At 70.8% G+C, this 12,380-nt stretch carries 9 protein-coding genes; 5 read left to right on the plus strand and 4 right to left on the minus strand.

Features of this window, described 5'->3' with window-relative positions; translation table 11 throughout:
• Positions 1-10: 10 nt before the first annotated feature.
• Positions 11-700, minus strand: coding sequence for a M15 family metallopeptidase (locus tag BJ982_RS34385; protein WP_203959244.1), 690 nt, complete (start codon positions 698-700; stop codon positions 11-13).
• Between the two features lie 309 nt (positions 701-1,009).
• Entirely contained in the window at positions 1,010-2,200 is a 1,191-nt protein-coding gene (locus BJ982_RS34390) for an ROK family transcriptional regulator (protein WP_184887059.1), read from the minus strand.
• 215 nt (positions 2,201-2,415) lie between these two features.
• Between BJ982_RS34390 and BJ982_RS34395 the strand changes: the two genes are divergently transcribed.
• The 4 genes from BJ982_RS34395 to BJ982_RS34410 are packed head-to-tail and all read left to right on the plus strand — an operon-like array spanning position 2,416 to position 7,152.
• Positions 2,416-3,756, plus strand: a complete 1,341-nt coding sequence (locus BJ982_RS34395) for a sugar ABC transporter substrate-binding protein (RefSeq protein WP_184887061.1) — start codon at positions 2,416-2,418, stop codon at positions 3,754-3,756.
• A 2-nt stretch (positions 3,757-3,758) separates the two neighbouring features.
• Entirely contained in the window at positions 3,759-4,772 is a 1,014-nt protein-coding gene (locus BJ982_RS34400) for a carbohydrate ABC transporter permease (RefSeq protein WP_184887063.1), read from the plus strand.
• A complete protein-coding gene (locus tag BJ982_RS34405) occupies positions 4,772-5,623 on the plus strand; it encodes a carbohydrate ABC transporter permease (RefSeq protein WP_184887065.1) in 852 nt (283 codons plus the stop codon). Before BJ982_RS34400 ends, BJ982_RS34405 begins: the two co-directional genes overlap by 1 nt.
• A gap of 47 nt (positions 5,624-5,670) precedes the next feature.
• Positions 5,671-7,152: a glycoside hydrolase family 3 protein gene (locus BJ982_RS34410; protein WP_184887067.1), complete on the plus strand. Its 1,482-nt coding sequence runs from the start codon at positions 5,671-5,673 to the stop codon at positions 7,150-7,152.
• A 72-nt stretch (positions 7,153-7,224) separates the two neighbouring features.
• On the opposite strand, the gene BJ982_RS34415 is transcribed toward BJ982_RS34410, so the two are convergent.
• Both BJ982_RS34415 and BJ982_RS34420 read right to left on the minus strand, forming a co-directional pair.
• Positions 7,225-8,898, minus strand: coding sequence for a PstS family phosphate ABC transporter substrate-binding protein (locus BJ982_RS34415; RefSeq protein ID WP_184887069.1), 1,674 nt, complete (start codon positions 8,896-8,898; stop codon positions 7,225-7,227).
• A 164-nt stretch (positions 8,899-9,062) separates the two neighbouring features.
• The gene (locus BJ982_RS34420; protein ID WP_184887071.1) at positions 9,063-10,241 is read right to left on the minus strand and encodes an ROK family transcriptional regulator; all 1,179 of its coding nucleotides are present in this window, start codon (positions 10,239-10,241) and stop codon (positions 9,063-9,065) included.
• Positions 10,242-10,452: 211 nt separating this feature from the next.
• On the opposite strand from BJ982_RS34420, the gene BJ982_RS34425 reads away from it, so the two are divergent.
• Positions 10,453-12,369: an endonuclease/exonuclease/phosphatase family protein gene (locus BJ982_RS34425; RefSeq protein WP_184887073.1), complete on the plus strand. Its 1,917-nt coding sequence runs from the start codon at positions 10,453-10,455 to the stop codon at positions 12,367-12,369.
• Positions 12,370-12,380 lie beyond the last annotated feature (11 nt).

The following is a 12,380-nucleotide window of genomic DNA, read 5'->3' on the forward strand; positions in this document are numbered from 1 at the left end:
GTCAGGAACTTCAGCGGGACGGAAGGGGCAGGGGGCCGTAGAGGGCGGCGGGGGCGTTGGTGGTGTGGGACCAGTAGCGGTCGCCGTAGGACCAGTGCCACCACTCGGTGGGGTAGTTGACCAGGCCGGCGGCCTCCAGCGCGGCGGCGAGGATCTTGCGGTGGTCGCGTGCCTCGGTGGAGATGCCGGCGGCGGAGGTGTAGCAGGCGCCGTCGCTCTCCTCGGGGGTGGCGTTGACGCGGGTGCCCATGTCGAGAGGCCCGCCGTCCTCGGTGACGAGGGTCAGATCGACGGCGGCCCCGGCTGTGTGCGGGGCGACCTCGATCGGGGAGACGTACCGGCTGGCGGCCGCACGCAACTCGGCGGCGGACATGTGCGGAAACGCGGCCCGCAGTTCCTCCGTGTAGTCGTCGAAGATCCGCTGCTGCAGCGCGGGTGGCCGGTATCCCTCGACCACGAGCAGCCGGTAACCCGGCGGAAGCGCCCGCTGCGCGTCCACCAGGCGGGCCACGACCCCCTCCCGCAGGTAGGCGTGGGCATCGTCCGGAAGACCCTCGCGCGCGGCCGTGTACGCGCCGTCCGGATCGGCCAGCGTCCCGTCCACGGCCAGAACGCCCCGCACATCGACGAGCGGCTCGCCGTTCTCCTGGACGCCGATCGAGGTCACGCGACGGTCAGAGATCAGCACAATGTCATGCACGACGAGCAAGTCTCCCATAGCCCTTTCCCCATACTTCGACCAGAAAGGGTCGACAACCGCCCCACACTCCCACCAGCCGATGGCCATCCCATCCGCACCCACCACCGTCAACACGGAAACGGGGTCCAGCGCAGCGGAAGCGGCCCCTCCCGAACCTGGAAGGCTGGACCGCGGCGTCCCGGGGGGACGGGCTCTGGCGGAAGCGTGACCCGGGGCTCGGTGCGGGCGTGACTCCAGCGTTGGGAGGGCTTGGGCCCGGGGCTCGGTGGAGGCGTGGCCCCGGGGCTCGGTGGGGGTGGACTTGCGGGGTCAGGCGTCGATGGTGTTGGAGAAGACTTCTTCTCTTGCCTGTTCCAGGGCGGCGGTTACGGCGCCGCGGAGGACGGGGTTTCCTTTCACCTCGGTGACGGTGACGCGGGGGCGGCTGGGGCAGATCTCGGCGACGGCCTTTTCGATGCGGTCGGCCAGCGCACGGCCGCCGGCGCGGCCGACGTCGCCGCTGAGCACGACGAGGCCGGGGTCGAGGACCACGGTGACGGCCGCGACGCCGATGGCTAGCCGGCGGGCGAGCTCGTCGAGGAAGTCCTCCTGTCCCGAGGAGACGGCCCCGAAGACGATGTCGGCGGCCGAGGTCTGCGCGGGGCGGGGCCGGGACCCGGGCAGGCCGTGGTAGGTGGCGAGGCCGGTGACGGCCCCGGTGCCGACCAGGCGCTGGAAAGAGCCCGACTGCGGCTCGTTGACGTCTATGGGCAGTGGCTCGCCGGGTACGGGGAGCCAGCCGATCTCGCCGGCCCCGCCGGTGAAGCCTCGGTGCAGCCGGGAGCCGAGCATGACGCCGAGTCCCTGGCCGATTCCAGCCCACAGCAGGACGAAGTCATCGACGCCGCGCGCGGCGCCGTAGGCGTGCTCGGCGAGCGCGGCCAGGTTCACGTCGTTCTCGATCATCACCGATGATCCGAACGTGGCCCGGAGATCGGCCAGCACTCCGGCGTGCCACGAGGGCAGGTCGAAGGAGAACCGGACGTCTCCGGTGCGGGGGTCGACCACGCCGCGCGTCCCGATGACCAGCGCGCGCAGCCGGGACAGGCTGACGTTCGCGTAGTCGCACACGCGGCGCACCGCGTTGTGGACGGTCTTCACGGGTTCACCGCCCTCGCCGGGGTCCACGGTCACCTCGGCGATGATCTCGCCGGTGATGTCCGCGACTCCTGCGGTGACGCTTTCCGGTAGGACCTCCAGCCCCGCGACGTAAGCGCTTGACGGGACCACCGCGTACAGCGCGGCGTTGGGTCCGCGGCCGCCGGGGCGTTCCCCCGAGACGGTCACGAGCCCCCGGTGCTCCAGCCGCGCGAGCAGCTGGCCGGAGGTCACTTTGGAAAGTCCCGTGTACTCCCCGAGTTCGGCCCGGGTCAGCGGGCCTTTGGACAAGAGGAGCTCCAGCGCGGCGCGGTCGTTGAGCTGACGCAGCAGCCGGGGTGTCCCGGGGTGTCGTCTGGGCATGGGGTCGGGCCCCTCTCGTCACGATCCGCTAACGGGCGTTTCTTTTAAGAAAGTTTCTTGTTAGTTTAGCGGCAGTCACCCCGCAGGCAAGCGATCAGGCCTCGGGATGTCCAGCGCAGAGCACGAAATATCGCCTTCACCAGGGACACGTCCAGCGACGTGTGCCTTTAGATGAGCGCGAGCCCGACGCGAAAAAGCCGGGAAGGAGATCCAACGTGAAATTCGGAAAGATCGCTGCCGCGACGGCCACGACCGCCGTTCTAGCCATTGGAGTCGCCGCGTGTGGTGGCAGCGAGGAGCCCGCGCAGTCGCAGGCCCCGCAGGCGTCCGCCTCCGCGTCGTCGGGCCCGAAGTTCGCCGGTCAGAAGCTGACCGTGTGGCGGCTCGGCACGGCCAACGACGTCCAGACGAAGTACATGACCGACCTGAACGCCAAGTTCAAGGAGCAGACGGGCGCGGACGTCGTCACCCAGTACATCCCCTGGCCTGACGCCCAGAAGAAGTGGACGGCCGCGCTCGCGGGCGGCGAGGGCCCCGACGTGACCGAGTTCGGCAATGACCAGGTCGCCGCGTGGGTGGCCCAGGACGCGCTGACGGACATCACCGAGGTCGTCAAGTCCGCTCCGGACTTCCAGCAGATCCCGCAGAACCTCTGGGGTTACGAGACCATCGACGGCAAGATCTATGCCGCGCCGTGGGGGGGCGGCACCCGCGCCGTCCTGTACCGCAAGGACTGGTTCGACGAGCTCGGCATCCAGCCGCCCAAGACCTGGGACGAGCTGGTGGCCGCGGGCAAGAAGATCGTGGAGAAGAAGGGCAAGGACGTCGACGGCTTCGCCTTCAACGGCGGCTCCGACGCCAACATGTCCCTCTCGCCGTTCGTCTGGTCCGCGGGCGGCGACTTCGCCGTCTCCGAGGGCGGCAAGTGGGTCGGCAAGCTCACCGAGCCCGCCTTCAAGGAAGGCTTCCAGTTCTACACCGACCTGGTCGCCAAGAACGCCCTGTCGGGCAAGGGCCGCCTCAGCGACGACTCGGCGGACATCGCCCAGCGCTTCGCCGCCGGCAAGGTCGGCATGTACGTGACCGGTGGCTGGGACATCACCACCATCAAGGAACAGAGCAAGGGCAAGGTCAGCGAGGACAAGATGGCGTTCTTCTCGCTGCCGAACAAGGAGGGCACGGGCCCGGCCCCGGCGTTCCAGGGCGGCAACGACATCGCCGTCTGGAAGGACGCCAAGAACCCCGAGCTCGCGGCCGAGTACGTGAAGCTGGCCGCCGGCAAGGAGTTCGGCACCCGCTACGCCAAGGACGGCGGCCTGCTGCCGCTGTACCCCGAGGCCCTCGCCGAGTACGCGAGCGACCCGATCCAGGCGCCGTTCGCGGAGACCTTCAAGGTCGCCAAGGGCTTCCCGGCCGACCCGAACTGGGCCGAGGCCAATGACACCAAGGCCGTGCTGCAGAACGCGGCGCGCTCGGTCATCGAGGGCAAGAAGGACGTCGACAAGGCCCTGGCCGACGCGAACTCCGAGCTCGAGACGATCCTGAACCAGTCGTAACGATGGCGCAGACGTCAACCATCGCCCGGGGCGGAGGAGAATCCTCCGCCCCGGCGCGGCGCCGTTCTCCGAAGGCGCCGCGCCGGGGCCGCGGACTGCCCGACTGGGCCGTCCCTTACGCGTTCCTGCTGCCGGGGCTGCTGGTCATCGCGGTGCTGCTGCTGTACCCGCTGTACCAGATGATCGACATGTCCTTCCACAAGGTGGGACTGCGGCAGATCCGGCCCAACCCCCAGCCCGCCGAGTTCGTGGGCCTGCAGAACTACACGGACGTGTTCAAGTCCGAGTTGTTCTGGACCTCGCTGCGCAACACCGTGGTCTTCGCCGCGGTCACCGTCGCGCTCACCCTCCTGCTGGGTACGCTGGTCGGGCTGCTGCTGCACAGGCTCGGCAAGAAGATGTCGACCTTCCTGGTCATCGGCATCATGGCCGCCTGGGCGACCCCGCCCACGGCCACGGCCATGATCTGGAAATGGCTGTTCGACTCCGACGCCGGCGTGGCGAACTGGATGCTGAACCAGCTTCCCGACTGGCTCTCGAACGCGCTGTTCGGCCGGTCGGACTGGTCGGGCCAGCCCTGGCTCAACGACGCCATCACCATCTACACGGTGCTGGTCGTGGCGGTGGTCTGGGCCTCGTTCCCGTTCATCGCGGTCTCGGTGCTGGCGGGCCTCAAGGCGATTCCCTCAGAGCTGTACGAGGCCGCCCGCGTGGACGGCTCGTCGCCGTTCCGGACGTTCAGAAAGATCACCTTCCCGCTGCTGAAGCCGATCTTCTCCGTCCTGCTCGTGCTGTCCATCATCTGGGACTTCAAGGTCTTCACGCACCTGTACGTGCTGGCCGGCGGCACGACGAACAGAGACGCGTTCAACCTGCCGATCTGGGCCTACACCGAGGCGTTCAGCGCGCCTCCGAAGATGGGCTTCGGCGCCGCCATCTCGGTCGTCCTGACCGTGATCATGCTCATCATCACGGCCGTGTACGTGCGGCAGATCGTGCGGACGGAGGAGCTGTGATGAACCCCCAGAGCACGAAGCGGATCAAGGCGGGCGGCCTGAACGCGGCCGCGATCGTGATCTTCCTGTTCGCGGTGTTCCCCGTCTACTGGATGGTCGCCACCGCGTTCAAGCCCAACGACGAGATCTTCACGACCCGGTTCATCCCCTTCCCTCTCGCGCCCACCATGGAGCACGTCTCCCGGGTGCTGACCAAGGGCGTGGCCGGTCACTCCATCTGGCAGTACCTGTTCAACAGCGCCGTCGTCGCCCTCGGCACGGTACTGATCGGCGCGATCTTCGCCCTGCTCGCGGCCACCGCCGTGGCGCGCTTCCGCTTCCGGTTCCGCACCAGCTTCCTCATCCTGCTGCTGGTCGTGCAGATGGTGCCGGCGGAGGCGCTGACGATCCCGCTCTTCCTCATGATCAAGCGTCTCGGCATGTACGACCAGCTCGTCGGCCTGATCATCCTGAACATGGGCTTCACGCTGCCGTTCGCGATCTGGATGCTGCGCACCTTCGTCGCCGCGGTGCCCAAGGAACTGGAGGAGGCGGCCGCCATCGACGGCGCCAGCCGCTTCGTCACCTTCTGGAAGGTGCTCTTCCCGCTGGTGGCGCCGGGTCTCGTGGCGACCAGCATCTTCTCGTTCATCACCGCGTGGAACGAGTTCGTCTTCGCGCTGACCCTGATCAACGACCAGGGCAAGTACACGATGCCCGTGGCGTTGCAGTACTTCAGCAGCCAGCGGTCGACGGACTGGGGTGGCATCATGGCCGCCTCGACGCTGATGACCATCCCGGTCATCGTCTTCTTCCTGTTCGTGCAGCGGCGCATGGTCTCCGGACTGGTCGCGGGCGCCGTCAAGGGCTGAGATCCCGAGCCCTTCCCATCTACTGAGCTAAGGAGTCGAATACCGCCATGTCTGAGTTCTCCGCGGGCGCGTCCTCGCAGAGCGAGTTCTCTGTGGACGGCGATCGAGGTCTGGAACGCCTCGCGGCCGGAACGCTGCTCGCGGCCTTCCCCGGCACCACCGCTCCCGACTGGATCCTCCGTGAACTCGCCGACGGCCTCGGCGGGGTCACGCTGTTCGGATTCAACGTCGAGGCGCCCGAGCAACTGGCCGCCCTGTCCCGGCAACTCCGCGACGCGGGCGACCCGGTCATCTCCCTGGACGAGGAAGGAGGCGACGTCACCCGGCTCGCCTATCACGTCGGCAGCCCTTACCCGGGCAACGCGGCGCTCGGCGCCGTCGACGACGTCGAGCTGACCCGCCGGGTGTACCGCGCGATCGGCGACGACCTCGCACGCTGCGGTGTCAATCTGGACATGGCACCCGACGCGGACGTCAACACCGCCGACGACAACCCGGTCATCGGCACCCGTTCGTTCGGGTCCGACACCGACCTGGTGTCGCGGCACACCGTGGCCGCCATCGCGGGCCTGCAGCAGGCGTGCGTGGCGGCCTGCGTCAAGCACTTCCCGGGGCACGGCGCGACCCGGCAGGACTCCCACCTGGAGATCCCCGTGGTCGACGTGCCCCGCGAGGTTCTCTGGGAGCGCGAGCTGGCGCCGTTCAGGGCCGCGATCGCGGCGGGCACGAAGTCGATCATGACTGCCCACGTGCGCGTTCCCTTCCTGACCGGACCGGACCCCGCCACGCTCTCGGCCTCCGCGCTGACCGAGCTCCTCAGGGGCGAGCTCGGGTTCGACGGCGTCGTGATCACCGACGCCCTCGACATGCACGCGATCACCAAGAGTGTGGGCCTGGCCGGCGGCGCGGTCCTCTCGCTGGCCGCCGGGTCCGACCTTCTCTGCCTCGGCCCGCTGCCGACCCGCGAGGACATCCAGGAGGTCAAGGCCGGGATCGTGCGGGCCGTCCGCGAAGGACGGCTGCCGCTCGCGCGCCTGGAGGAGGCCGCCGAGCGCACCGCGCGCCTGCGCTCCTGGTTCACCCAGCCCCCCGAGGAGCCGAGGGACGGCAACGTGATCGGCCTGACCGCCGCCCGCCGCGCGGTCAAGGTGTCCGGCACGGCCGCCCCGCTGGTCAACCCGTTCGTGGTCGAGGTCGACACCCCGCCCACGATCGCCGTCGGCGACGTCCCGTGGGGGTTCGCCCCCTGGCTGCCGGACGCCGAGATCGCCCGGGTCAAGCCCGACGGCGCCGACGCGACCACTCTGCTGGAACGAGCCATCGGCCGTTCGCTCGTCATCGTGGTCAAGGACGCCCACCGCCACCAGGCGAGCCAGGACATCGTCTCGGCGCTGATCGCCGGGCGTCCGGACGCGACCGTCGTCGAGATGGGCCTGCCGATCTGGCGCCCGCCGGCGGCGACCTACATCGCGACCTACGGCGCGGCCCGCGCCAACGCCCAGGCCGCCGCGGAGCTGTTCACCGGCTGACGCGGCCCACCGGCCCGGCCCCGGCGCACATCGGGAGAGGTGAGCGCCGGGGCCGTTCCATGCGCGTCACGTTCACCGCGCGTCGCACAACCGCGCCGTGCAGGGAAAGAATCCGGCGGCACCGACCCGCGTCCCGGCGAGCGCGTTCTCCCCGACGAACTTCAGGAAGCCGTGCTTCAGCGAGCCGGGCTCGGGCGTCTCGCGCGAGTACAGGTACTCCACCGTCCAGAAGGGGTAGCCGGCCGGATCGGAGGGGTCGAAGTTCTGCCCGTCCAGGCTCAGCCCCTGAACGACGGTGTCGCCGCCGCTCTCCTGGCGGAGTGTCCTCAGCACGGACACGTCGGCGTAGCCGATCGCCCCGGGGGTGTTCTTGATCTCCTGGACGACCTTGACGTTCTCGTCGCGCTCGCACCGGATGACGCCGGTCTTCGCCGAACGCCTGTTCTTGCAGTCGTCCGAGGTCAGCGGCGGCTCGGAGCGGCCGCCGAGCACGTACCGCTCGAAGGTCCTGCGGGTGCCGGACTCCCCGCCGCGTCCCACGATCGAGATGGGCAGCGACGCGCGACCGCCGTTGGCCTGACGCCAGGCGGGCACCTGGTTCCAGTCGGTCCAGTCGCCCTTGTAGATCTTGCGGAGGTCCTCGACGCTCAGCGTGGTCAGGCCGACGCCGATGTTCACCACCACCTGGAACACCACGACCGCGATCTTCTGGGTGTACGGCGTCCGGCCCCTGAACTCGCCCATGCCGTCGGCCAGCGCGACCAGCCCGTCGGGCCCGTCCAGGCGGCGGAGTGCCTCGATGGAGCCGTTGGGGACGGTCGTGATCCGCGCGCCGGGGCAGTCCCGCTTGTAGGCGGCCGCGATCGCCGCCATGGTCGGCATGAACGCGCTGGAGCCCTCGATCCGCAGCTCGCCGGACGCGCAGGCGACCACCGTCTCCGGCTGCCGGGGCTGCTGGGCGATCTGGCTCAGCACGAGCACGACGGTCAGCACGCCGGCCAGCGCGCCGGTGACCCGGGGCAGGGTGACGCGGCGCCGCTCCCCCTCGTCCTTGATCAGGCCCGTCTCCTTGAGCCTGCCGCCGTGGCGCAGGCTCTTGGTGACCTCGTCGCTCCTGCTCTCGACCGGCTCACGCAGGACGACGACCAGCTTGGCCATCTGCCCGCGCCCCAGGGACATGCCGTCCAGCCAGACGCCGTACCAGCGGGGCTCCCCCGCGTCCTGCCCGGACGGGGCCCGCAGCAGGCGGCTCATCCTCTCGGTGAGCCGTCCCCGCACGGCGAGGAGGTTGTCGCGGCCGGTCCTCGTGTCCCCCGCGGCGAAGAAGCGCAGGCTGTTGCGCAGCTCCTCCCGCAGATCAGGGGTGCTGGCCTCGGAGATCCTGGCATTCCACACCACCCGCCCGCCGAAGGTGAACGACAGGGGCTTCTGGAAGTCGTCGGGCTCGATGTCGTAGCTGCCGCTGTTGCGGATGCGGATGACCACGACGCTCATCCGGTCCAGCAGGCGCACGACCTGGCGGAGCTGCCGGGGCCCGGAGTCGCTGGGGTCGGCGCCGTCGTGCAACCGTTCCGGCCCGATGCCGATCTTCGAGTTGTACAGCACCCGGAAGCCGAGCCGTTTGCGCCGGACTATCAGGCGGTCGAGGAACGGGGCGGCGACCAGCAGGACGATGCCGAACACCACCGGGCCCGCGCCGCCGAGGAAGTCGACCAGTCGCCCCAGCGCGTCCACCAGGTACCCCATTCCTCGTTACCTGGTTCAATTCTGGTCACAGCACGGCATACACCTCGGCCGATGGCGATCAGTTCACGCGGAGTTCGCCCGCCCGTCACCCGGCGACCTCCCGGCGGCCGCGCGCCGGCCGCCGGGCTCGAACGATCCACGGCACGGCCGGCGCGAGCCGCCGGTCAGGAGGCGAAGAGCTCCTCGCGGGCCTGGTCCAGCGCGGCCAGGATGGCACCGCGCAGCACCGGCCGGACCTTGACCTCGCTCACCACGACCTCGGGGCGGATCGGGCAGATGCGGGCCACCGCCTCCTCGACGCGGTAGGTGAGCGCGGCGCCGCCCGCCCGGCCGACCTCGCCGTTCAGCACGACCAGCGAGGGGTCGAGCACGACGCACACCGAGGCGACGCCGAGCGCCAGGCGGTGCGCCAGATCGTCCAGGAACGCCGAGCCGGCCTCCCCGCCCTCCACGGCCGCGCGGACGGCCTCGGCGCCGGCACGGCCGGGGAAGCCCTGCCGCTCGGCGAGGTCCGCCACCGCCTCCGCGCTGATCAGCGACTGCAGACCGCCCGCCAGCGACGGCAGCCGCCCCGGCAGGGCCTTGACGTCCCCGGCGAGGGGCACGCCCGGCACCGGCAGGTAGCCGATCTCGCCCGCGGTGCCCGAGCGGCCGCGGTGCAGCCTGCCGCCGAGGACGACGGCCAGGCCGACGCCGCGCTCCACCCAGAGCAGGACGAAGTCGTCGACGTTCTTGGCCGCGCCCTCGGACCGCTCGGCGATCGCGGCGAGGTTCACGTCGTTCTCGATCGTGACGGGCCGCCGCAGGTCGCGGGCGAGCGCCTGGTGGCTGCCCTCGTGCCAGCCGGGCAGGTCGAAGGAGAACCGCACGTCACCGCTGCGCGGGTCCACGACACCGGGCGTGCCGATGACGATGCCCTTGAGGCGGGACAGGGCCACCTTGCCCGAACGGCAGGCCTTCACGACCGCGTTGTGGACGAGCGCCACCGGATCGTCGTGGCCATTGGGGGACACCGTCACCTCGGCGACGATTTCCCCGTTGATATCGGCGATCGCGGTCGTCACCGAATCGGGCCCCACATCAAGTCCTGCCACATAGGCAGAAGATGGGATCACTCCGTAAAGGGCCGCATTGGGCCCCCGGTTGCCGGCTTGTTCGCCGACGACCTCCACCAGGCCGCGCTCTTCGAGCCTGGAGAGTGTCTGTGAGGCGGTGACCTTCGACAGACCGGTCATGTCGCCGATCTGTCCCCTGGTCAGCGGGCCCGAGGAGAGCAGCAGCTCCAGCGCGGCCCGGTCGTTGATCTCCCGTAGCAACCTGGGCACGCCAGGACGTCGCTCCATCGCATGCTTTCTTTGTCGTCGGTCCCCGTTGCGTTAATCACAATCCGGTCGACCGGTGTGACACAACCATTCGTCAGTAAAGCTTCCTGCCAGTTTAGCGGCACCGCAGGTGGGGGGCCGCTCGGCCGCGCACCGTCTCCTTCATACCCCACTCTTGCCCCACCGCTCAATTGCCCTCAGGATCACCTATGTCCTTACCGAGGAGCGTTCCATGGCGGAAGCCCCCACCCGATCCCCCTCCGAGACCGCCCTTCCGGGCGCGTTCTCGCCCCTCCTCCGCCGGCACGCGCCCGCCGCCGTGGCGGTCCTCGGCGTGCTGCTTCTGGCCGACCACCTGCGCGTCCTGCTCCCCTCTCTGATCACGCTGTTCGGCCGGGCGGGCGAGACCCCGCCGGAGCGCATGGGCCTGTTCGCGCTCCTGTGGTTCGTCCTCCCGTTCGCCGCGGTCCCGGCCGCCCGGGCCCTGGGCGCGCGGCGGGTCCTCGCGGGCGCCGGGGTGCTGCTGGCCGCCGCCCGGTTGGCGCTCCAGGCCACGGACGGGGGCGCGCCCCAGTTGTACGTGTCGGGGGCGGGCGTCGCCATCGGGATCGCCTTCCTGTACGGCTGCGCGCGGACGCTGCCCCGCGAGGTGGTCCCCGCGGCGCTCGCCGGGGGCCTGGCCGCCTCGACGATCGTCCACCTGCTGCTCGGCCAGATGGACCTGGCGTGGCGCGGGGGCCCGCTCCCCTGGTCGGGTGTCATTCTGGCCTGCGCGGCGCTCCTGGGGTGCCTGTGGGCCCTTCCAGGGCGAAAGGAGGAGCCCGCCCCCGCGAGGCTCTGGTTCGTCTTCGGGCCCGCCCTGGTGCTGACGGGCATGTACCTGGGGACGGCCGGCCTGGCCGACCCGCCCGCGCAGGGCGGGTCCGCGGGGTGGAACGCCGCGGTGGTGAGCGCGATGCTCGCCGTCTGCCAGATCGGGATGGCGTCGCTCGCCGCGCGCCCGCCCGCGCGCTGGTGGGTCCCCGTCGCCCTGCTGCCCCTGTCGGCGGGCCTCGCGATCGTCACCGAGACCGCGGCCCCGGCCGCGCTGACCGCGCTCGCCCTCGGCGCCTGCCTGGGACTCGCGGGGCTGCCCGCCGCCGCCTCGCCGGGCAGGAGCGGCCTGGCCGCGATCGGCGGCATGCTCGTGTTCCTGGTGGCCGTGTTCGCGTACTACGCGGCCTACGACGCCGACCTCGGCTTCCCCAACCGCCTGGTGCCCGGCGCACTGGCCGTCCTGGTCGCCGTCGTGGCCGGGGCCGCCGCCAAGGGCCGGCGGGTGCTCGCGCGGCCACCGCGCGGACGCGGGCCGGTGGTCCTGGCGCTGGCCGTCGCGGCGGCCACGGCCGTGGCGGCGTGGCGGCCCACCCCGCAGGTGCGCACCACGGCCGGACCCGAGTTCACGCTGATCACCTACAACATCCGCATGGGGTTCGGGCTCACGGGAACCCTGGACCTCGACGCGATCGCCGCCTGGGCGCGGACCAGAAACCCCGACGTGGTGCTGCTCAGCGAGGTCGACCGGGGCTGGCTGCTCAACGGCGGCCACGACGGGCTGGCGCGCGTCGCCGCGGGGCTCGGCATGACCTACCGCTTCGCGCCCGCGGCCGACGGCCTGTGGGGCGACGCGATCCTGACGTCGTTGCCGCTGCGCGGGGCCGAGTCCTTCCCGCTCGCCCGCCATGGCCACCCGACCGGCGCGCAGGCGCAGGCCGCGGTGGTCGTCGTGGGCGGCGCCGAGGTGGGCATCCTGAACACCCACCTACAGGCGCCCGCCGGGCAGGCGCCCGAGGCGGCCGCGCTGGCGCGGCGGCTCGCCGAGGGCGCCATCCCGGCGGGGGTCCCCGCCCGGCCCCGGCCCGTGCTGCTCGCCGGCGACCTCAACACCACCCCCGCCGACCCGGAGATGGCCGTGCTGGAGGGCGCGGGGCTCACCGACCCCCTGACGGCACTCGGGGACCCCCCTACCTCCCCGGCCGACGACCCGGTGGAACGGATCGATCACGTACTGCTCGGACGAGGGTTGAGCGTTGTCACGGCAGAGGTTCCCCGCGTACCTTTCTCAGATCATCTGCCTGTTGTGGTGCGGTTGCGCCTAACCACGCTTTAGCAGGCGGGATA

The sequence above is a fragment of the Sphaerisporangium siamense genome, from assembly GCF_014205275.1.
GTDB classification, from domain to species: domain Bacteria; phylum Actinomycetota; class Actinomycetes; order Streptosporangiales; family Streptosporangiaceae; genus Sphaerisporangium; species Sphaerisporangium siamense.